The following is an 18,480-nucleotide window of genomic DNA, read 5'->3' as shown; positions in this document are numbered from 1 at the left end:
CATTCGCCATGAAGCCCTAAGATCACGTAAAGTGCCCGGATCTTCACGCATAGCGGTCCTTGACGTCGGGGAAGACGCTTCGCATGGCATATCGACTGTTGAGCCGGTTGGTGTATGGCTCCCGATACGACCGCATTCCCTGGGCGCAGCGCGTGTACGTCCGTCCGGGGGAGCGCCTGGTACGCGAGGCGCAGTGGCAGCTGCTGACCACGCGGGCCCCGGTCATGGAGCTGACGGACTACCGCAGGCTCAGGCCGCTGAAGGCGAACGAGGAGTTCCTGGCCTGCATGATGTGCGGGGAGTCGCGCCAGCAGCCGATGTTCGAGCCCTCCGGCAACGGCTGGCACTATCACGTCGTCCGCTGCCCCTCGTGCGGCTTCCTCTACCGCAACCCCAACATCCTGCCCGAACGCCTCGGCGACCTGTACGCCACCGGCTACAACACCTTCCTGACCGGCTCGTACGCCGCAAAACGGCAGCGCCGGTACGAGCTGACCATGGACGCGTTCTCGCCGGTGTTCGACGAGGGCAAGGAGCGCCGGCTGCTCGACTTCGGCTCGGGGGCCGGGCTGTTCCTGGAGCTGGCCGAGCGGCGCGGGTTCGACGCCTGGGGCGTGGACCTGTCGCCGGAGTCCGTCGTCCAGGCCAACGAGCGGCTGAGCAGGGCCCGCGCGTATCTGGGCGCCCCCGAGGACGTGCCGGAGATCGCCGCGGGAGGGTTCGACGTGATCACGCTCTGGTCGGTGCTCGCGCACCTGCCCAGGCCGCTGGACGACTTCCGTAGCTTCCGCCGCCTGCTGGCGCCCGGCGGCGTGCTGCTCATCCTGACCGTGAACGCCCAGTCGCTGCTGCTCAAGGCGTACGGGCCGGCGTGGAGCGGCTTCACCAGGAACCACCTGATGTTCTACTCCCCGTGGACCGTGCGCAGGCTGCTGAGCCGTACCGGCTTCGCGGGCGTCTCCTTCGCCCCGCACTACGGCGACACGGTCGAGGCCGGCACGACCGCCCTGCCCCGCCCGCTGCGGCGGAGGCTGCGCCGCAGCGTGGACCTCAGCGACGGCGGCAACATGATGCGCGTGCTGGCCTTCGCCGACGACGAGGCGATCGGCCGCTGGGGCGGCGGCCCGCTCACCGTCCACCGCCTCAGCCGCTGAACTCCTCGTCGTAGATCACTTCCGCGCGGCCGAGCGTGGTGCGGCGGCCCGTGTCGTCATCGCCCCACAGCTCCAGCTCCGCCCGGTTGCCGTCGGTCGAGACCACCCTGCCCCGGCACGTGTGGGCGCGGTCGCGGAAGTCCATGCCGCGGTAGCTGACCTCCAGCACGGCCAGCCGCCCCCGTCCGCCGAGCCAGCCGGTGACGAGCCTGCCCAGGTAGGCGGCCTTGAGCAGCCCATGCACGGCCAGCTCGGGGTGGCCGAGCGAGCGGGCGAAGCCGAGGTCGTAGTGCATCTCGTAGAAGTCGCCCGACGCTCCGGCGTACTCGACGAGCGTCCGCAGCGTGGTCGTCTCCGTCAGCGGGGGAATGTCGGTCATTTCCTGATCCTGGTGCCGATGTGCCTGACCACCAGCTCGCCGTCCGGCCGGCGGAACTCCGTCTCGAACGTCAGCAGCGCCATCGGCCCCGCCGACCCGTTCTTCTCGACGACCCCGGTGAACCGCGGCCGCGACACGATCACGTCGCCCACGCGCAGCGGCGCGTGGTACTCGAACCGGTCGCCGCCGTTCAGCCAGCCGGACCCGTACGACGAGGCGGCCGGCAGCGACGGCGGCTCGTCGAGGAAGCACGCCGTGAACGTGGGCGGCACCTCGTCGCCCGACGCCCCGACGGCGCGCAGGTAGAAAGCCAGGTGCCGTCGCTCGACGACGTCCTCGCGCGGCGGCCCCGTCCAGCCCACCGCCTCCTGGAGAGCCTCGATCATGTGTTTCCTTCCCTGACCCGCTTCAGCCAGGCCAGCGACTCGGGGGAGTGGCCGCCGACCCGGTCCTCGATGCCGTCGAGGAACGCCATGTCACCGTGCCCGGCCAGCTCCCGGTGCACGGCCTCGGGCGAGCCGGCCTCGATCACCTCCAGCAGCCGCCGATGCCGCTCCCAGTCGTCGACGAGCGACTCGCCGGACGCCCTGACCTGCCGGTTCATGCCCATGCAGAGCAGCATCTGGAGCTGGATCGACCGGTAGGCCTCCTCCAGCCGCCGGTGCCCGGACAGTCCGATGACCGAGCTGTGGAACTCGACGGCCTGCTCCAGCACCCCCAGCCAGTCGCCGGACCGCGCGGCGGCCTCGTGCCGGTCGAGCGCGGCGTGGCAGCGCCGGAGCCGGGCGGGCTCGCGTACCGGGACGCCGAGGTCCACGGCCATCCGCTCCAGCTCCCGCCGCAGCGTGACGATCTCGTAGATGTCGTGCAGCGTGAGCTGCGTGACGAACGCGCCCCGCCGCGGCTGCTGGGTGATCAGCCCCTGCTGCTCCAGCACGCGCATGGCCTCGCGCAGCGGCGGCCTGCTGACGCCCAGCTCCTGGGTGAGCTGGTTCTCCACGACCCGGTCGCCCGGCTGCAGCTTGCCGCTGAGCAGCATGCGCATCAGCGCCTCGGTGGCGAGCTGAACCATGCTGGGGGGTGCCTCGATGCGCATCGTGGTCTCTCTTGTCGTAGGCGATCATCGTCTGCCGCCATAGTGCCGAAGAACTTCCGGCAGAACCCTTGTCTAGCTCACTTGTCTTCTGTAGACAATAGACCAATCCGGCCCGAAGTGAGGTTTTCGTAACACATGACCACTCCACTGTCCGGCATCCGGGTCGTCGAGGTCGGCGCGTTCATGGCGGCCCCCTTCGCGGCCATGCAGCTCGCCGACCTCGGCGCCACCGTCATCAAGGTCGAGAACCCCGACGGAGGCGACGGAGTGCGCGCCGTCGGCCCGTTCACGGCCGGGCACAGCTCCCCGTTCGCCCGGCTCAACAGGAACAAGCGGTCGGTCGCGCTGGACCTGAAGTCCGAGCTCGGCGTGGCGGCCTTCCGCCGCCTCGTCGAGGACGCCGACGTCCTGGTGGAGAACCTCCGCCCCGGCGCCATGCGCCGGCTCGGGCTCGGCTTCGCCGACCTGAAGGAGCTCAACCCCGGCCTCGTGTACGTCTCCGCCTCCGGCTGGGGCCAGGACGGCCCGCTCGCGGACCTGCCCGGCCTGGACATCATGGCCCAGGCCAGGGGCGGCCTGATGAGCGTCACCGGCATGCCGGGCGGTGACCCGGTCAAGGTCGGCGTGCCCATCGCCGACCTGGTGTGCGGGCTCTACGGCGCGCTCGGAGCGATCTCCGCGCTGCACGCCCGCGCGCTGACCGGCCAGGGCCAGCACGTGGACGTGTCGCTGCTGGAGTCGGCCGTGTCGTTCGCCATCTGGGAGGCGGGCAAGTATTTCGCCACCGGCGAGGTGGGCGGGCCGCTCGGGTCCGCGCACCAGAGCACGGCGCCGTACCAGGCCGTTCGCACCTCCGACGGCTGGTGCACGGTCGGCGCCGTCACCCCCAAGACCTGGCGCGGCTTCTGCGTGGCGCTCGGCCTGACCGCCCTGCTCGACGACGAGCGCTACACCGACGCGCACGACCGGCACGGCCTGCGCCACGAGCTGATCCCGGCCATCGAGGCGGCCACCACCCGGCGCACCACGGCCGAGGTCGTCGCCGCGCTCGACGAGCACGGCGTGCCGTGCGCCCCCATTTCCGACTACTCCCAGGTGTTCGAAGACGAGCACCTGAACCAGCGCGGGTTCTTCTGGGATGCCGAGCATCCCGAGATGGGCCCCGTACGCCAGCTCGGCTCGGCCATGCGTTTCTCGGACACGCCGACGAGACGCGGCCCCGCCGGACCGTCGCTCGGCGCGGACACCGTGGAGGTGCTGCGCGAGTGCGGTCTGACCGAGCAGGAGATCGACCGGCTGCTCGCCGAAGGCGCGGCGGCCCAATCCCCCACCCCCTTGGAGAGTTCATGAGCGACCAGCTGACCCCGGGTGTGAGCGCCGGCCTCACCTGGATCGTGACGGAGCGGCACTGCACCCGCCGCGGCGACCACGACATCTTCTCGACCCCCAACCTGGTCCACCTGATCGAGGACGCCGCCATCGAGGCGCTGGCCCCGTACCTGGCCGACGGCGAGGGCAGCGTCGGCAGCAAGGTCGAGATCGCGCACGTGGCGCCCACGCTCAAAGGGGGCGAGGTGACCGCGACCGCCACGGTGACCGAGGTGGACCGGCGGCGCGTCGTGTTCGCCGTGGTCGCCGAGGACGCCAACGGGAAGGTCGGCGAGGGCACTCACGAACGCTTCATCATCAACCTGGACAAGTTCGCCGCCAAGCTCGCGGAGCAGGCGTCATGAGGGCGTGGGTCGCCGTGCTCCTGCTCGGGGTCGCCGCCTGCGGCACGAACGCCGACGCCGGGGGCGGCGCGTGGAAGCCGCGCGGCGACGTCCGCATGATCGTGCCGTTCTCGGCGGGCGGCGGCAGCGACCTGGCGGGCCGCGCCATCGCCGCCGCTCTGGAGAAGGCCCAGCCCGGGCTGAAGGTCACCGTGGAGAACCGCGAGGGCGGCTCGGGCGCGGTCGGCTACTCGGCCCTGCTCGGCAAGAAGGGCGACGGCAAGTACCTGCTCGCCACCGAGAACGCCATCCTGTCGCTGCCGCTCAGCGGCCAGGTGTCCTTCACCCGGCAGGACTTCACGCCGGTCGCCAAGCTGGCCGAGGACGGCGGCATCGTCGTGGTCAAGAAGGACTCGCCGCTCAAGACGTGCGCCGACGTGGTCGGCGCGGCCAGGAGCGGCCGGGTGAGCGTGGGCATGTCGGGCGCGTACGGCGTGGACAACGTGATCTTCACGATGATCGAGCAGAAGACCGGCGTGAAGTTCCAGCGCGTGCCGTTCGAGTCGGGCGGCGAGCTGGTGCCGGCCGTGCTCGGCGGCCAGATCCAGGTCGCCCTGCTCAACCCGGGCGAGGTGATCGGCCAGTTCAGGTCCGGCGACCTCCGGGGCCTGTGCGTCACCACGGACAAGCGCTACACCTACCCCGAGTTCGCCTCCCTGGGCACGGCCAAGGAGCAGGGCATCGACGTCTCGTACGTGCAGTTCAGAGGCTTCATCGGGCCGGGCGGGCTGGACGCGCGGGAGAAGGCGTACTGGGAGCAGGCGGCCAGGGGTGTGGCCAAGACCGCCGAGTTCCAGAAGTGGCTCAAGGACAACTACCTGCAACAGGCCGAGCTGTACGGCGCCGACTTCGGCGAATACCTCGAACAGCTCGACACGGCGCTCGCGCCGGTGCTGAAGAAGTCGTCATGAGGCAACTGCTCCGCGGCGAGGCCGTCGTCTGGGCGGTGCTCGTCTGCCTGGCGACGGCCATGGCCGCCGTCTCGTTCGGCTACGGCATCACCAAGGACGGCGGGCAGGTGGGGCCTGGGTTCCTGCCGCTGGTGAGCGGCGTGGCGCTGGCCGTGCTCTCGGCCGCCTGCCTCCTGCAGTCCGTACGCCGTGCCGCGCCCGCCGCTGAGGCGGACGACCCCCGGCGCGTCAGGACGCTGTGGACCGTGTTCGCCATGCTGCTGGTCGCGCTGCTGCTGGTGCCGCTGACCGGGTTCCTGGTGGCGTTCGGGCTGCTGGTCTTCGCCGTGTCGGCGTTCGTGGAGAAGCAGCGGGTCGTGCCGGCGGCGGGCGTGGCCGTGGCCGCCACGGTGGTGATCTACGCGGTGTTCGTGCTGTTTCTGGCCGTCCCGCTGCCCGGCGGGCTGCTGGGCGTCGGAGGTGACGGGTGATGCTGGACAACCTGGTCATGGGCTTCGGCGCGGCCCTCACGCCCGCCAACCTGCTGTGGTGCTTCGTCGGCGTGCTCGCCGGGACCGTCATCGGCCTGCTGCCGGGGCTGGGCTCGACGACCGGCGTGGCCGTGCTGCTGCCGCTGACGCTGTCGTTCGAGCCGCTGACCGCGCTCATCATGCTCGCCGGGATCTACTACGGCGCCCAGTACGGCGGCACGATCACCTCCGTGCTGATCTCCACGCCCGGCGAGGCGGCCAGCGTGGTGACCGCGATCGACGGCTACCAGATGGCCCGCAAGGGACGGGCCGGGGCGGCGCTGGCGATCGCGGCCATCGGGTCGTTCGCCGCCGCGATCGTCTCGCTGGTGCTGCTGGTGGCGATGGCGCCGCCGTTCGCCAAGCTGGCGCTCGACTTCGGCCCGCCCGAGAACCTCGCCGTCATGGTCCTCGGCCTGGCCACCATCGTGAGCTTCTCCGGCGGGGCGCGGCTGCGCGGTCTGGCCATGACCGTGCTCGGCGTCCTGCTCGCGACCGTCGGCGTGGACGCGGCCACCGGGCTGCCCCGCTACACCTTCGGGGACGTGGACCTGCTGTCCGGGCTGCCGTTCGTCCAGGTGATGATCGGGTTGTTCGCGGTGGGGGAGGTGCTCTACCAGATCAGGCAGGGCGCGGCCGAGCCCATCCGGGCCCGCTTCAGGGACCTGGTGATCACCCGGGAGGAGCTGTCCCGCTCCAAGGGGGCGATCGCCCGGGGGAGCGTGATCGGCTACCTGCTCGGCTGCCTGCCCGGCGCCGGGTCCACGCTGGCGTCCTTCCTCGCGTACGGGGTGGAGAAGCGGGTCTCGCGGCACCGGGACGAGTTCGGGCAGGGTGCGATCGAGGGCGTCGCGGCGCCGGAGAGCGCCAACAACGCCGCCGCGAACGCCAACTTCGTGCCCACCCTCGCGCTGGGCATCCCGGGCGGCGCGACCACGGCCGTGCTGCTGGGGGCGTTCACGATGTACGGGATCCAGCCGGGGCCGCTGCTCTTCGACGAGCAGCCGGAGCTGGTGTGGGGGCTGCTGGCCTCGTTCTTCATCGGGAACGTGCTGCTGCTGGTGCTGAACCTGCCGCTGGCGCCGCTGTTCGCGCAGATGCTGCGGATCCCGTATGGGTACCTGTATCCGCTGATCCTGGTCACCAGCTTCGTCGGGGCCTATTCGATCGACAACAACATGTTCAGCGTGTGGATCGTGTTCGTTTCCGGACTGATCGGATATTTCATGAAAAAGTTTGATCTGCCGATGGCGCCGCTCGTGCTCGGGCTGGTGATCGGGGCGCTGTTCGAGAAGGCGCTCGTGCAGACGTCCGCGATGGGGGACGGCGACCTGACGATCATCCTCACCCGGCCGATCGCGCTGGCGGTGCTCGTGCTGGCCGCCCTGCTGGCGGCCGGGCCCTCGCTGCTGAAGCTCATCCCGCGAAGAGTCAAGGAGACGGTGTGACCGAGCTTGTCGTCGTCGCCGACGGGCCCGTGCTGCGGGTCACGTTCAACCGGCCGGAGCAGCACAACGCCCTGACCTGGGCGATGTGGGACGGCCTTTACGACGCCTGCGAGCGGGCCGACGCGGATCCCGCCATCAAGCTGCTCGTGTTGTCGGGGGCCGGTGGGCGGGCCTTCGTGGCGGGCACCGATATTTCGCAGTTTTCCACCTTTGTCGATGGGGACGACGGGATCGCGTACGAGCGCAAGGTCCAGCGGATCATCGACCGGCTCGAACGCGTCAAGGTGCCCACCGTGGCCGTCGTCCAGGGCTACTGCGTGGGCGGAGGCCTGGTCGTGGCCGCCGCCTGCGACCTGCGGCTGGCCGTGCCGGGTGCCCGGTTCGGGGCTCCCATCGCCAGGACGCTGGGCAACTGCCTGTCGATGAACACGTACTCGCTGCTCGTCCACCACCTCGGCCCCGCCCGCACGCTGGACATGCTGCTGCGGGCTCGCATGTACACGGCCGAGGAGGCGCACGCCGCCGGGTTCGTGGCCGAGCTGTGCGCTCCCGACGACCTGCCCGCGCGGCAGGCGGAGGTGGAGGAGCGGCTGCTCTCCCACGCGCCGCTGTCGATGTGGGCGGCCAAGGAGGCGGTCAGGCGGCTGCGCGTGGCCGGCCTGCCGGACGGCGACGACATCGTGGCCACGGTCTTCGGCAGCGCCGACTTCCACGCCGCCGTGCCCGCCTTCCTCGCCAAGGAGCGGGCCACCTGGCAGGGCCGGTGAACCTCTGGCAGAGCTGGTGAGCCTCGCGCTCTAAGATCGAGCCATGGAGCTGGCCCCTGGAGTGCGTGTCGCCGTCACCGATCGCCACGGAGGGATCAGCGTCCCGCCGTTCGGGTCGCGCAACCTCGGCGGGATGGTCGGCGACGACCCGGAGGCCGTGCGGGCCAACCGGGCTGGGGTGGCCGCCGAGCTGGGCGTGCGGGGTGTCGTGTTCATGCGCCAGGTCCACAGCGCCGACGTCGCGTACGTGAGCGAGCCCTTCGGGGACGATCCGCCCGCGCTCGACGGCGTGTTCACCACCGAGCCGGGGCTGGCGCTGGCCTCGCTCGGGGCCGACTGCCCGGCGGTGCTGGTGGCCGACCCGGTGGCGCGCATGGTGGGCGCCGCGCATTCCGGCCGCCCCGGCACCGAGGCGGGCATCGCGAGCGCCCTGGTGGCGGCCATGGCGGCCAAGGGCGCGGCGCCGGGCCGGATGGTCGCGCTGGTCGGGCCCGGTGCGTGCGGCCGCTGCTACGAGGTGCCCGCCGACCTGCGCGAGCGGGTGGCCTCCCGCGTCCCCGAGACGTGGTCCACGACGTCGTGGGAGACGCCCGCGCTCGACCTGCGGGCCGGGATCGAGGCCCAGCTCCGTGCCGCGGGGGTCCAGGACGTACGCCATGACGCCCGCTGCACGATCGAGTCGGCGGAGCTCTACTCGCACCGCAGGGAGCAGCCGGGCGGTCGTTTCGCCGGGCTCATCTGGCTCACATAGGCTCCTTTTTCTGCATTTCTTCGGTTAATGTCGCTCCATGCGCGTCGTCATCGCCGGTGCGGGCATCGCCGGGCTGGCCGCGGCCCTGAGCCTGCACGCCGCGGGAATCACCGAGGTGGTCATCCACGAGGCGGTATCCCACCGGCTCCAACGGCGGCACCCAGGCCATCATCGACGCCCGCGTCCTGGCCTACGCGCCGGCGACCGGCCGGGGGCTGGAGTTTCTACGAGGAGCAGCGCCGGCCCGTCACGAACGACGTCGTGCCGGCCAACCGCAAGGACGGGCCCGAGGTCGTCCTGAAGCCGGCCCACCAGCGCGCCCCGCGAGGCTTCGCCGACGTCGAGGACGTCCTGCCGCTGGCCGAGCGCGAGGAGATCGCCCTGCGCCACAAGCAGCCGGCCGGCTTCGAGCCCGCCACGCTCAACGCACGCCGGAGCTGGTCGGTGGAGGCCGACGCCTCCCCGGAGTGAAGGATCAGGCGCGGGCCGGCGGAGTCAGCCGCTCTTGCCGTTCGACCTCCCCGAGTTGAAGATCACGTTGATGATGATGATCCCGAGCCAGATCGGCACCAGGTAGCCCGCCTTGTCGTCCCCCAGCAGGACCAGCAGGAGGGTGGAGATGGTGCCGAGGCTGAGCGAGACGATCGCCAGGGCGAGCCGCTGCCCGTCGGGCGCCCGGTCGCGTGCCGGCGCCTTCGACGCCCGCTGCGCGATGCGCTCATCCACCCGCCGGTCGACCTCCTGCCCCATCTTGTCGAGGAAGGACTCGACCACGGCGTCCTCGAACTCCGGCCCGAGGTCCCGGCGGGCGGACACAGCTGCCTTTAACTCATCCCCTGTACTCATATGTCGAGATATAACGGGTGGCGTGGCTACCGGGCAAGGATGTCGTCCAGGTTGTAACTCACGGGACGTTCGAGCTGCTCGTACGTGCATGACTCCGGCGTGCGGTCGGGCCGCCAGCGCCGCCACTGCGCCGTGTGCCGGAACCGGTCGCCTTCCATCTGGTCGTAGGCCACCTCGATCACCAGCTCCGGCCTGAGCGGGATGAACGACAGGTCCTTCTTGGCGTTCCACCGCGACACCGCGCCGGGCACCCGCTGCCCGCCCGTCGCGGGCCCGGCGGCGGGCTGGCCGACGTTGGCCGCCGCCTGCTGGGCCCAGTGGCCCCAGGGGTGCTCGCTCAGCTCCGCGAGGTACGGCTTGATCTCCTCGACCAGCTCGGCCCTGCGCGCCATCGGGAACGAGGCCGCCACGCCCACGTGGTGCAGCCGGCCGTCGTCACCGTAGAGGCCGAGCAGCAGCGACCCCACGATCGGGCCCGACTTGTGCTCGCGGTAGCCGCAGATCACCACGTCGGCCGTGCGCTCGTGCTTGACCTTGAACATCGTGCGCTTGTCGGGGATGTACGGCTGGTCGCCCGGCTTGACGATGATGCCGTCGAGCCCCGCGCCCTCGAACATCTCGAACCACTCGGCCGCCTGCTCGTCGTTGGTCGTGACCGGGGTCAGCCGAATGGACTCGCCCTTTTCCGAAAATATCCCCTGAAGTCGCGCGCGGCGCTCCGAGAACGGCGTCTCCATCAGCGACTCGTCGCCCAGCGCCAGCAGGTCGAACGCGACGAACTGGGCCGGCGTCTGCTCCGACAGCAGCTTCACCCGCGAGGCCGCCGGATGGATGCGCTGCTGCAGCGCGTCGAAGTCGAGCTGCGACCCCCTCGGCAGCACGATCTCGCCGTCCACCACGCACCTGTCCGGCAGCTCCGCCCTGACCGCCTCGACCAGCTCCGGGAAGTAGCGCGTGAACGGCCGCTCGTTGCGGCTGCCCAGATAGACCTCGTCGCCGTCGCGGAACACGATGCACCGGAAACCGTCCCACTTCGGCTCGTAGAACAGCGAGCCGTTCTGCTTGGGCATGGCCTTGACCGGCTTGGCCAGCATGGGCGGCACCGGCGGGCGCACCGGCAGGTTGGGCACCGGCTGCTCTTCGGCGGGCTCCGCGAGCCCGGTCGGCTCCGTGGGCTCCGTGGGCTCAGTCGGCTCGGTCATGGCTCTGCTCCCTGTCGTATTTGCAGAAGAGGACCCCCTCCTCCTCCAGCACCTGGCTGAGGCGCAGCGAGACCTCCGAGGGCTCGCCGTTGAGTATGCGCGCCGCGCCGCCCCCCACCAGCAGCGGGCTGATGGACAGGCACATCTCGTCGACCAGGTCCTGGGCCGCGAGCTGGGCGTTGATCCTGGGGCCGCCCTCGCACAGGATCCTGGTCAGCCCGCGCGCGTGCAGCTCCGTGACGGCCGGCGCCAGGTCGACGCTCTCGCCCCCGGCCACGATGACGTCGGCGTGCCTGGCCGCCGCCTTGCGCCGCTCGTGCGGGGCGGCCTCGCAGGTGATCACGATCGTCCGGCTGGGCGCCTCGGTGAACAGCTCGTCGTCGAGGTCGAAGTCCAGGCTGCGGGTGATGACCGCGATGGGCGGCACCTCCGGCCTGCCCGCGCGGATCTCGCCCCACCAGTCACGCGGGGGGACGGGACCGTATCCCTCCTTGCGCACGGTCGCGGCGCCCGCGAGGACGACGTCGGCGAGGCCGCGCAGGGTCTGGAAGATCCGCTTGTCACCCGCGCTCGACAGCCCGCCCGAGCGGCCCTTCAGCCACGCCGCGCCGTCGGCGCTGGCCACCATGTTGAGCCGCAGCCACGCCCGCCCCTCGGGGTAGGCGTACGCCTGCACGATGTCCGGGTTGTCCTGTATGTCGGGATAGATGCGCCGCACTCCTCTACCCTGGCACACCCCACCGACAGTTGGCCCACGCGGGAGCTCGCGCGGGGGCGGGGTGAGCGTGTGGGCGATAGATGGCCAGTGTGAGCAGTAGGTGGCCAATCTGAGAGCGGTAGTTGGAGAGACAGAGACCTCACAGACGGTGGCTGAGCGCTTCAGCCGGCGGATTGGCGCCGTTACCTTGGGTGACTCTTGGTAGTCAGACATGTTCGTCAAGTAATGTTGGGCTACTATCGCAGTTTCGACGCCCGGGCCATCTCGGACGAGCGGCGCAAGGGGATCGAGCGGGAGGCGGTCAGCTCTGGAACCCGCCCCGCGGCCATCACCTACGTGATCGAACATCCGAAGGCGGTCAAGACCGCGCTGCGGCCGCCGACGTCACCAGCCAGCGGCAGCGCGAATTCGATGACGCCCAGCGCCGTGAGCGGGAGACGCCGGCTGCTCAAGCCCGCGCGGCCCGGGATGGAACCGAGGCCGATGCGTCCATGGACGTCTTCAACGCATGGCTGAAATCCGCATGGCCGCCTCCCGGGCGCTGTCGCTGCTGCACAAGCAGCAGATCCGGTTCACCGCCGATCGCGCCGAGGCCATCGCCGAGCTCTGCGACGGCGCCGAGGCGACCATCGCCGCCGTCCAGGACCTGGCCACCGGCTCCGCGCTGGACGACGCGGCGCTGGCGGCGTTCCTGGACGAGAACGGCAGGCTGCTGTGAGCCAGCGGCAGACATCCCGACAGCAGGCCTCGCGGAGGGGCCTCACGGCGCGACGCGATGGGCTTCACGCAAGCCTCGCCAGGACCATGGTCGAGCTGGGCGACGACCACGGGATAGCCACCGTGGCCGTCCTGACGGACATGAACACCCCGCTCGGGCTCACTGCGGGCAACGCCCTCGAAGTGCGCGAGTCGGTGGAGGACCTGGCCGGCGGCGGGCCTTCCGACGTGGTGGATCTGACGCTCACCCTGGCCCGCGAGATGCTCGCCACCGCCGGACTCGACGGGATCGACCCGGCAGACCGCCTACGCGACGGATCGGCCATGGACGTGTGGCGGCGCATGATCCAGGCTCAGGGCGGCGACCCCGACGCGGCGATTGTTATCTTGGGTCTTTGGCCTCTTCTCGCAGGTCAGAGCGTTATGATCTTGTCAGGCACGTAAGGCATGTTGGCTGCGTTGCAGGCAGGCATGTGCTCTGGGGGCGAGGCCCATGCCTGCGCCGCGCCGGCCGTGTCAGCGGCCGCGTCAGCGCGACACCGGCCGGGCATCAGAGCGGTCCGCGACCGTAACGACCATGAACGGCTCAGTGATTGCGGCCGCGACGCCGCGTAAGGCGTACGAGGACAAGATCGTCCTGGACGGCATCGACTTCCGCCACACAATGCGGGGCCCGCTGGCCCGCTACGACGTCATGCTCGCGAGCCTCGTGGCCATCGGGATCATCATCGGGCTCGTGCCGGCTGGCAAGAAGGGGTCGGGAATGCGGCCCATAGCTCGGCACCTGTCGTTCACCCCGCTCATCGACACCCTGCGCGGCCTGCTGGCCGGCCCGCCGTCGGCGGGACCGGTCGTCATGGCGATCGCCGGGTGCGCCGGGCTCTCGTTGCTCGGCTACCTGTGGGTACGCGCGCACTTCACCAAGCGAGCATGAGGCTGGCCGGCTCGCGCCGGTCAGCTGGCGACCGGTCCGGGTCAGCACCTCGGCGATCAACGGGTGATACGGGGTGCCGTCGGCCAGTCTGCTTTCGGCCGCCAAGTAGAGGGCTGACCTGCGGGGACTGGCACCGTGATTTGATCAGCGGGGACGGCGGTGATGCGGGCTGAGGTCTCCTCGCCCAGGCGGATGTAGCGGCCGAGGCTGGCCAGGTGCTGGTGGCGGCTCTTGGCCTGCAGCTCTGGAGCAGTGCGGCCGGCCGCCGCGCGACGTTCGCCGCGATGTACCCGATAACGTGCCGGAGTCGCGCATCGATCCGGCGAGGGGCTCTCCTGGTCGGCGCGTCGCCGCGATCGCTCATGTACGTGATAAGCGGCCATTATCGCGTACATGGCATGCCGCGCAGGAGCGAGCGATGGTGGGAGTGCGTCTTCATAGGGGATCCCTTCCTGGGCCCCGCCGAAAGCCGCGAGAGATCATGACCGGTGCCTGGCGTTCCGTTCGTCCTGGTTCCGCTGCCACTGCTCCATGACCTGTCCGAGGCTCGCGTTCACGAGGAGCAGGAACTCGGCAGAGGAGCAGAAGCGGGCGCCGGCCGGGGTCGCGGCCCCGAGAACCTCCGCCGCGCGCTGCGAGGTGGCGGCCAGGGTCTCGTTCATCTGCAGAGCCGCGAGGGTGGAGCGGACCCAGAGCTCGTCGTCGACGACGTAGCGTTCGCGGCGCCCGCCGGGAGTTCGTTCCCGCTTGAGGAGTCCCTGCTGTTCCAGGAGGGCGACGGTCTGCGAGATCGACGCGGGGCTGACGTGAAGCCGCTGGACCAGGTCGGCGGCGGTGAGGTTGCCGGAGTCGGTGACGTGCAGGCAGGCCAGCACCCTGGCCGCCATCCGGGGCATCCCTTGCTGCTCAAGGAGCGTGGCGAAGGATTCGGTGACGTTCTGGACCGCCTGGGGGTCGCGCCCGTGGCTGCTGTCGCCGATCGGCGGCGCCGGAGGTTTGGCCTTCCTGTGCCGGCGCGCACGCTGCTGGGTGGCTTCCTGCGCCTGCTGCGCCCGGTAATCGTCGGGCCCGCCGTTGCGGGTGACCTCCCGCATGATGGTTGAGCCGGGCCGCCCGAGACGCCGGCCGATCTCGGTGTATCCGAGCCCCTCGGCCAGCCCTGTAGCGATGTGCCGACGGTCCTCGTCGGTGAGTCTGTCTCCGGGCATCGGTGCTCGTCTCCCATCTGCCGGCGTGCGCGCCTCGGCGCCCGCACTCCCGCCGCACAGTATGCAATCACTCGAAGTCCATTGCAACACAGATCTTGATCATCTATTGCAATCAGCGTCATACTCATTGCAGTATTCGTCCACAGACTGCTCTTGAACAGGCTTATCGGCTTTCCCGTGATGTTGACTCATTTATGAATGCAATGTACTGTCGCAGACGTTCAGCGATGCATGAACAACCGGCCTGGTGGAGGATCTGGAGCTTCCCCACGCAACGGCTCGAACGGCTCCACAAAGGAGACGGATCACCATGTCCGACACCAAATTCGGCGGTTTCGTCGCGATGATGATCGGCCCCAAGCGGCGGTGGCGGCAGTACCAGGCATGCGTACGACAGCTTCCGCCGAACTACCGCACAGCGGTCGAAGCTATTCAGCGGCACATGATGCACTTCGTGCCGACTGACGCCAACAGCGACGCGTCGAGGTTCGAAGACCTCGCCGCCCTGTTCGAACAGGCCGCGGCGGACGGAACGCCGATCCGCGAGATCGTCGGGCAGGACCCGGTGAAATTCGCCGAGGCGTTCGCCCGGAACTACACCGACGGCGGCTACGTCCCCGCCCGTGCGCGCAAGCAACTGACCGACGCCATCGAGCGCGCCGCCGGTTAAGGAAACACGACAAGACCGTCTGACGACGACCCAGCACATCGCGCCCGAGGCCGAGCGCCGCGCCGGGACGGGACGGGTCACGCAAGATCAACGTTGTGTATCGAACACTTGTATGTAAGGAAATTTGTGATGGGACACAGCAACAGCGGCTTCTCCAAGACCGGGCTGGACAGACTGCGCGAGGTGCTGGCCGGGCATGTCGAGTCCGGGAAGATTCCCGGACTCGTCGCCCTGGTCAGCCGAGGCGAGGAGACACACGTCGAAACGATCGGGACAATGCGCCATGACGGGGGCGCGCCGATGAGCCGGGACACCATCTTCCGGATGGCTTCCACGTCCAAGCCGGTCGCGGTGTCGGCGACGATGGTCCTGCTGGATGAGTGCCGGCTGCGGCTGGACGAGCCGGTGGATTCGTGGCTGCCCGAACTCGCCGACCGGCAGGTGCTGAAGCGGCCCGACGGCCCGCTGGACGAGACCGTGCCGGCGCGGCGGCCGATCACCGTACGGGACCTGCTCACCTCCACGTGCGGGCTCGGATTGGATCTGACGGCGAAGACCGCTCCGATCATGGGCGCGCTCTTCGAGCAGGGGGTCTACGGCCAGGAGGACGGATGGCTGTTGCCCGAACTGGGGCCGGATGAGTGGATGCGCCGCCTCGGTACGCTCCCGCTGGCCTACCAGCCCGGACAGCGCTGGCAGTACAACCTCAGCGACGACGTGCTCGGCGTGCTGGTGGCCAGGGTCACCGGCCAGCCGTTCGAGACGTTCCTGCGCGAGCGCGTCTTCGACCCCCTCGGCATGACCGACACCGCCTTCCACGTGCCCGCCGACAAGATCCACCGGCTGCCGCCCCTGTACGCCCCCGACTGGCAGACCGGAGAGTTCACCGTGGAAGACCCGGCCGAAGGCGGACACCACAGCAAGCCTCCGGCGTTCCCGTCCAGCGGCGGCGGACTCGACTCCACCGCCGACGACTACCACGCCTACTTCCGCATGCTCCTCAACGGCGGCATGCACGACGGCCGACGCATCCTGTCCCAGGCCGCCGTCGAGCTGATGACCACCAACCGCCTCACGCCCGAGCAGCAAGCCGCCCGAGAGGTCTATGCCCGCAACGTCCTCCATACGGGGTACGGCCTGGGGCAGCACGGCGGCTGGGGCTTCGGCATGGCGGTGCGCACCTACCGCGGCGACTACGCGCCCATCGGCCAGTTCGGCTGGGACGGCGGAGCCGGCACCACCACCTACGCCGACCCCGAGAACGGCCTCGTCGGCATCCTGCTCACCCAGACCGGGATGTCCACCCCCGACTCGGCGAACGCCATCCACGACTTCTGGACCACCCTCTACCAGGCAATCGACAACTGACCCGCCTACCTGGTCGAGATCGCTCCGGCAGAAAGACCTCGACCAGGCTCCGGCCTTCGACGCCACCATGTTCCGCGATCACCTTTGTCTCCCCCAGCACGGCCGACGAGCACGCGCCCCGCCCGCTCACCCAGGGCCTGTACCACGCCGACCACATCATGGCCGGAGGCACTTCTCAGGCGGCCAAGCCCAGGTCCAGGTGGGCCCACTGGTCTTCAGGGTGCTTGAGCCTTGCGGTCATAGGTCTTCGACGTAGCCAGCGGCGATGTCGTCGGGTGGGTTGGTATACAGGCGCAGGTAGCGGTCATTGGCGTACCGAGGCGGCGTTCGAGTTCGGCGCGGTTGTGGCCGGAGGTTTGCGACACGTCGTCGACGTCCGGGCCTGGGACCAGTGGGACAGCTGGCTCGGCGAGATCCGCGCATTGGGCTACCGCGTCCGCGTCATCGCCATCAACAGCATGCACGCCCAGCCCGTCCGCACGCCCGCCGCTCCCCAAAGCCGGGATGCCTGTATGTGGCTTATCTGGCATCGGTCCCTGGGACGTGACCCGGACTGGAACAAGTGGCTGCGCCCGCTGGCCTACAATCGTTATCTTGAGTTCTTGGCCCCTTCTCGCAGGTCAGAGCGAGATGATCTTGTCAGGCATGTAAGTCACGGTGCTGAACCGGGCAGCCATAAGCGCGAGGTTCGCGGCCCTGTCTCTCAAGCGCGGTGATCACCAGGAGGTGGTCGGCGGAGCGGACAAGTCAGCGGTAGCGTTCGGACCGATACCCCCACTGCTGGGAGTTGACGGTCCTGCGGGCTGGGTCAGGAGCTGTTCGCGGCCGTTGGCGCTGCCGTCGCGTCAGTCTCGCTGAGCTTGGCCGGCGAAGATGGCTGTGCGTCTGGGCGTATCCCAGTTCAGGCCGGGAAGTAGACGCTCCGACGCAGTAACGCGCCTGCGCAGCGCACAAAAGCGGAGGCATCGTGAACACGTTCAGGCATACGCTCGTCACGCCCGTGCACACCACCTCCTATCTCGAAACCGGGCCGGAAAACGGTCCTGTGCTGGTGTTCGTCCACGGCTGGCCGGGGCTTGCCTCGACGTGGCGGCACCAGCTCGGGTACTTCGCCGCACAGGGCTACCGAGTGGTCGCACCCGACATGCGGGGTTACGGTGACTCCACCGTTCATGACGACCCGGCCGCCTACCGGCAAGAGCTCGTCGCCGCCGACATGCTCAACCTGCTGGACCACCTCGGGCGCCGGCGGGCTGTCTGGATCGGACACGATTGGGGAAGCCCCACAGTCTGGAACCTCGCCGCGCACTTCCCTGAGCGGTCTGTCGCCGTTGCCACGCTAGCCGTCCCATTCGGCACGCTGGAACGCGGGTGGGACGGCCTGCTCGTGACGGTCGACCGCGACCGATACCCACAGGACACGAACCCGTACGGCCAGTTCGACTACATGGCCTACTACGAGAGCCACGCCGAGCACGCGGCGTCCGTCTTCGAGTCGGCCCCAGGCAACACGGTCAAGGCGCTCTTCCGCCGCGGCAACCCGGCAGAGCACACCGGGCCCGCACCGACATCCGCGATCACTCGCGGAGGCGGCTGGTTCGGCGGCGCCCCGAGCGCCCCGGACGCCCCGCTGAGCACCACGGTCCTGACTGAGCGCGACTTTCACGACCTCACCGATGCCCTGGCGCGCAACGGGTTCGGCGGGCCCACCGGCTACTACCTCAACCACGGGGTGAACGCTCGCTACGCGGACGCGGCACCGGGTGGTCGCGTGCTCCGACTACCGGTGCTGTTCATCGGCGCCGCCTACGACCAGGTCGCCGACCTTCGCAGCCCCACAGCACTCAACGCGATGCGATCCACCTGCCCAGATCTCACCGAGGCCACCGTTCCGGCCGGGCACTGGCTCCAGATGGAGGCACCGCACGCGGTGAACGAGCACATCGAGTCCTGGCTCACCAGCCAGGTCGCCGAGTCGCGGTGGTGATGCTGCTGGCACCGAGCACCGCCTCGGCCCCGCCAACCTCGGC

General features: G+C 69.8%; 23 protein-coding genes and 1 pseudogene. 16 read left to right on the top strand and 8 right to left on the bottom strand.

All coding sequences use genetic code 11. The features are described from left to right. The first annotated feature begins 110 nt into the window (after positions 1-110). Positions 111-1,154 (top strand): class I SAM-dependent methyltransferase, encoded by a 1,044-nt coding sequence (locus tag ACWDRB_RS02505; protein WP_449891557.1) that lies wholly within the window; start codon positions 111-113, stop codon positions 1,152-1,154. On the opposite strand, the gene ACWDRB_RS02500 is transcribed toward ACWDRB_RS02505, so the two are convergent. From ACWDRB_RS02500 to ACWDRB_RS02490, 3 genes are read right to left on the bottom strand one after another with little or no spacing between them, the layout of a single operon-like run. Continuing rightward, positions 1,144-1,533 (bottom strand): MaoC/PaaZ C-terminal domain-containing protein, encoded by a 390-nt coding sequence (locus tag ACWDRB_RS02500; RefSeq protein ID WP_449891556.1) that lies wholly within the window; start codon positions 1,531-1,533, stop codon positions 1,144-1,146. The genes ACWDRB_RS02505 and ACWDRB_RS02500 overlap by 11 nt on opposite strands. Next, complete coding sequence (locus ACWDRB_RS02495) at positions 1,530-1,919, bottom strand: FAS1-like dehydratase domain-containing protein (protein WP_363965802.1); 390 nt, start codon at positions 1,917-1,919, stop codon at positions 1,530-1,532. The genes ACWDRB_RS02500 and ACWDRB_RS02495 overlap by 4 nt, the downstream gene beginning before the upstream one ends. Beyond that, positions 1,916-2,629 (bottom strand): GntR family transcriptional regulator, encoded by a 714-nt coding sequence (locus ACWDRB_RS02490; RefSeq protein WP_363965800.1) that lies wholly within the window; start codon positions 2,627-2,629, stop codon positions 1,916-1,918. The genes ACWDRB_RS02495 and ACWDRB_RS02490 overlap by 4 nt, the downstream gene beginning before the upstream one ends. Before the next feature lie 135 nt (positions 2,630-2,764). Between ACWDRB_RS02490 and ACWDRB_RS02485 the strand changes: the two genes are divergently transcribed. Genes ACWDRB_RS02485 through pgeF form a run of 7 tightly spaced genes read left to right on the top strand, consistent with a single transcriptional unit; the run spans position 2,765 to position 8,787 of the window. Next, positions 2,765-3,979: a CaiB/BaiF CoA transferase family protein gene (locus tag ACWDRB_RS02485; protein ID WP_350722709.1), complete on the top strand. Its 1,215-nt coding sequence runs from the start codon at positions 2,765-2,767 to the stop codon at positions 3,977-3,979. Continuing rightward, complete coding sequence (locus tag ACWDRB_RS02480; RefSeq protein WP_449891555.1) at positions 3,976-4,362, top strand: thioesterase family protein; 387 nt, start codon at positions 3,976-3,978, stop codon at positions 4,360-4,362. Before ACWDRB_RS02485 ends, ACWDRB_RS02480 begins: the two co-directional genes overlap by 4 nt. Continuing rightward, positions 4,359-5,312: a tripartite tricarboxylate transporter substrate binding protein gene (locus ACWDRB_RS02475; RefSeq protein WP_449891554.1), complete on the top strand. Its 954-nt coding sequence runs from the start codon at positions 4,359-4,361 to the stop codon at positions 5,310-5,312. The genes ACWDRB_RS02480 and ACWDRB_RS02475 overlap by 4 nt, the downstream gene beginning before the upstream one ends. Next, positions 5,309-5,782 (top strand): tripartite tricarboxylate transporter TctB family protein, encoded by a 474-nt coding sequence (locus tag ACWDRB_RS02470; RefSeq protein WP_449891553.1) that lies wholly within the window; start codon positions 5,309-5,311, stop codon positions 5,780-5,782. Before ACWDRB_RS02475 ends, ACWDRB_RS02470 begins: the two co-directional genes overlap by 4 nt. Beyond that, complete coding sequence (locus tag ACWDRB_RS02465; protein WP_449891552.1) at positions 5,782-7,269, top strand: tripartite tricarboxylate transporter permease; 1,488 nt, start codon at positions 5,782-5,784, stop codon at positions 7,267-7,269. Before ACWDRB_RS02470 ends, ACWDRB_RS02465 begins: the two co-directional genes overlap by 1 nt. Then, positions 7,266-8,036: an enoyl-CoA hydratase/isomerase family protein gene (locus ACWDRB_RS02460; RefSeq protein ID WP_449891551.1), complete on the top strand. Its 771-nt coding sequence runs from the start codon at positions 7,266-7,268 to the stop codon at positions 8,034-8,036. The genes ACWDRB_RS02465 and ACWDRB_RS02460 overlap by 4 nt, the downstream gene beginning before the upstream one ends. A 43-nt stretch (positions 8,037-8,079) precedes the next feature. Beyond that, a complete protein-coding gene (gene pgeF / locus ACWDRB_RS02455) occupies positions 8,080-8,787 on the top strand; it encodes a peptidoglycan editing factor PgeF (protein WP_355194539.1) in 708 nt (235 codons plus the stop codon). Here the strand turns inward: pgeF and ACWDRB_RS02450 are convergent. Next, complete coding sequence (locus tag ACWDRB_RS02450; protein WP_449891550.1) at positions 8,780-8,959, bottom strand: hypothetical protein; 180 nt, start codon at positions 8,957-8,959, stop codon at positions 8,780-8,782. The two genes, pgeF and ACWDRB_RS02450, sit on opposite strands and share 8 nt — an antisense overlap. A gap of 89 nt (positions 8,960-9,048) precedes the next feature. Here ACWDRB_RS02450 and ACWDRB_RS02445 point away from each other — a divergent pair, with 89 nt between their 5' ends. Beyond that, the gene (locus ACWDRB_RS02445) at positions 9,049-9,258 is read left to right on the top strand and encodes a hypothetical protein (RefSeq protein ID WP_449891549.1); all 210 of its coding nucleotides are present in this window, start codon (positions 9,049-9,051) and stop codon (positions 9,256-9,258) included. Positions 9,259-9,282: 24 nt separating this feature from the next. On the opposite strand, the gene ACWDRB_RS02440 is transcribed toward ACWDRB_RS02445, so the two are convergent. Genes ACWDRB_RS02440 through ACWDRB_RS02430 form a run of 3 tightly spaced genes read right to left on the bottom strand, consistent with a single transcriptional unit; the run spans position 9,283 to position 11,553 of the window. Further along, positions 9,283-9,603 carry a hypothetical protein gene (locus ACWDRB_RS02440; protein WP_449891548.1) on the bottom strand — a complete coding sequence of 107 codons (321 nt, stop codon included), beginning with the start codon at positions 9,601-9,603 and terminating at the stop codon, positions 9,283-9,285. 56 nt (positions 9,604-9,659) lie between these two features. Beyond that, positions 9,660-10,835: an ATP-dependent DNA ligase gene (locus ACWDRB_RS02435; RefSeq protein WP_449891547.1), complete on the bottom strand. Its 1,176-nt coding sequence runs from the start codon at positions 10,833-10,835 to the stop codon at positions 9,660-9,662. Next, complete coding sequence (locus tag ACWDRB_RS02430; RefSeq protein WP_449891546.1) at positions 10,819-11,553, bottom strand: pyrimidine reductase family protein; 735 nt, start codon at positions 11,551-11,553, stop codon at positions 10,819-10,821. Before ACWDRB_RS02430 ends, ACWDRB_RS02435 begins: the two co-directional genes overlap by 17 nt. 225 nt (positions 11,554-11,778) lie before the next feature. Between ACWDRB_RS02430 and ACWDRB_RS02425 the strand changes: the two genes are divergently transcribed. The 4 genes and pseudogenes from ACWDRB_RS02425 to ACWDRB_RS02410 all read left to right on the top strand — a co-directional run bounded on the left by ACWDRB_RS02425 (position 11,779) and on the right by ACWDRB_RS02410 (position 13,204). After that, positions 11,779-12,069, top strand: a complete 291-nt coding sequence (locus ACWDRB_RS02425; RefSeq protein WP_449891545.1) for a hypothetical protein — start codon at positions 11,779-11,781, stop codon at positions 12,067-12,069. Next, positions 12,062-12,271, top strand: coding sequence for a hypothetical protein (locus tag ACWDRB_RS02420; protein ID WP_449891544.1), 210 nt, complete (start codon positions 12,062-12,064; stop codon positions 12,269-12,271). Before ACWDRB_RS02425 ends, ACWDRB_RS02420 begins: the two co-directional genes overlap by 8 nt. Before the next feature lie 74 nt (positions 12,272-12,345). Next, positions 12,346-12,657, top strand: a pseudogene (locus ACWDRB_RS02415) (thymidine phosphorylase); the annotation flags it as partial. Positions 12,658-12,847: 190 nt separating this feature from the next. Beyond that, positions 12,848-13,204 carry a hypothetical protein gene (locus ACWDRB_RS02410; protein WP_449891543.1) on the top strand — a complete coding sequence of 119 codons (357 nt, stop codon included), beginning with the start codon at positions 12,848-12,850 and terminating at the stop codon, positions 13,202-13,204. A 479-nt stretch (positions 13,205-13,683) separates the two neighbouring features. Here the strand turns inward: ACWDRB_RS02410 and ACWDRB_RS02405 are convergent, their stop codons facing one another. Next, a complete protein-coding gene (locus tag ACWDRB_RS02405; protein ID WP_449891542.1) occupies positions 13,684-14,412 on the bottom strand; it encodes a MarR family transcriptional regulator in 729 nt (242 codons plus the stop codon). 310 nt (positions 14,413-14,722) lie between these two features. Between ACWDRB_RS02405 and ACWDRB_RS02400 the strand changes: the two genes are divergently transcribed. The 3 genes from ACWDRB_RS02400 (at position 14,723) to ACWDRB_RS02390 (ending at position 18,437) form a co-directional block, all read left to right on the top strand. Beyond that, positions 14,723-15,082 carry a DUF1048 domain-containing protein gene (locus ACWDRB_RS02400; RefSeq protein ID WP_449891541.1) on the top strand — a complete coding sequence of 120 codons (360 nt, stop codon included), beginning with the start codon at positions 14,723-14,725 and terminating at the stop codon, positions 15,080-15,082. Positions 15,083-15,211: 129 nt separating this feature from the next. Beyond that, a complete protein-coding gene (locus tag ACWDRB_RS02395) occupies positions 15,212-16,450 on the top strand; it encodes a serine hydrolase domain-containing protein (RefSeq protein ID WP_449891540.1) in 1,239 nt (412 codons plus the stop codon). Between the two features lie 967 nt (positions 16,451-17,417). After that, on the top strand, positions 17,418-18,437 hold the full coding sequence (locus ACWDRB_RS02390; protein WP_449891539.1) for an alpha/beta fold hydrolase: 1,020 nt from the start codon (positions 17,418-17,420) through the stop codon (positions 18,435-18,437). The last annotated feature ends 43 nt before the right edge of the window (positions 18,438-18,480 follow it).

It is taken from the genome of Nonomuraea sp. NPDC003707, assembly GCF_053587055.1.
This window is presented reverse-complemented; position numbering and strand designations above follow the sequence as displayed.

Coding starts and splice junctions, on each gene's coding strand:
- ACWDRB_RS02470 (WP_449891553.1), top strand. CDS start 5,309: ATGAGGCAACTGCTCCGCGGCGAGGCCGTCGTCTGGGCGGTGCTCGTC.
- ACWDRB_RS02485 (WP_350722709.1), top strand. CDS start 2,765: ATGACCACTCCACTGTCCGGCATCCGGGTCGTCGAGGTCGGCGCGTTC.
- ACWDRB_RS02400 (WP_449891541.1), top strand. CDS start 14,723: ATGTCCGACACCAAATTCGGCGGTTTCGTCGCGATGATGATCGGCCCC.
- ACWDRB_RS02475 (WP_449891554.1), top strand. CDS start 4,359: ATGAGGGCGTGGGTCGCCGTGCTCCTGCTCGGGGTCGCCGCCTGCGGC.
- ACWDRB_RS02425 (WP_449891545.1), top strand. CDS start 11,779: ATGTTGGGCTACTATCGCAGTTTCGACGCCCGGGCCATCTCGGACGAG.
- ACWDRB_RS02450 (WP_449891550.1), bottom strand. CDS start 8,959: ATGATGGCCTGGGTGCCGCCGTTGGAGCCGGTGGGATACCGCCTCGTG.
- ACWDRB_RS02500 (WP_449891556.1), bottom strand. CDS start 1,533: ATGACCGACATTCCCCCGCTGACGGAGACGACCACGCTGCGGACGCTC.
- ACWDRB_RS02490 (WP_363965800.1), bottom strand. CDS start 2,629: ATGCGCATCGAGGCACCCCCCAGCATGGTTCAGCTCGCCACCGAGGCG.
- ACWDRB_RS02405 (WP_449891542.1), bottom strand. CDS start 14,412: ATGCCCGGAGACAGACTCACCGACGAGGACCGTCGGCACATCGCTACA.
- ACWDRB_RS02410 (WP_449891543.1), top strand. CDS start 12,848: ATGAACGGCTCAGTGATTGCGGCCGCGACGCCGCGTAAGGCGTACGAG.
- ACWDRB_RS02465 (WP_449891552.1), top strand. CDS start 5,782: ATGCTGGACAACCTGGTCATGGGCTTCGGCGCGGCCCTCACGCCCGCC.
- ACWDRB_RS02480 (WP_449891555.1), top strand. CDS start 3,976: ATGAGCGACCAGCTGACCCCGGGTGTGAGCGCCGGCCTCACCTGGATC.
- ACWDRB_RS02495 (WP_363965802.1), bottom strand. CDS start 1,919: ATGATCGAGGCTCTCCAGGAGGCGGTGGGCTGGACGGGGCCGCCGCGC.
- ACWDRB_RS02420 (WP_449891544.1), top strand. CDS start 12,062: ATGGCTGAAATCCGCATGGCCGCCTCCCGGGCGCTGTCGCTGCTGCAC.
- ACWDRB_RS02395 (WP_449891540.1), top strand. CDS start 15,212: ATGGGACACAGCAACAGCGGCTTCTCCAAGACCGGGCTGGACAGACTG.
- ACWDRB_RS02435 (WP_449891547.1), bottom strand. CDS start 10,835: ATGACCGAGCCGACTGAGCCCACGGAGCCCACGGAGCCGACCGGGCTC.
- pgeF (WP_355194539.1), top strand. CDS start 8,080: ATGGAGCTGGCCCCTGGAGTGCGTGTCGCCGTCACCGATCGCCACGGA.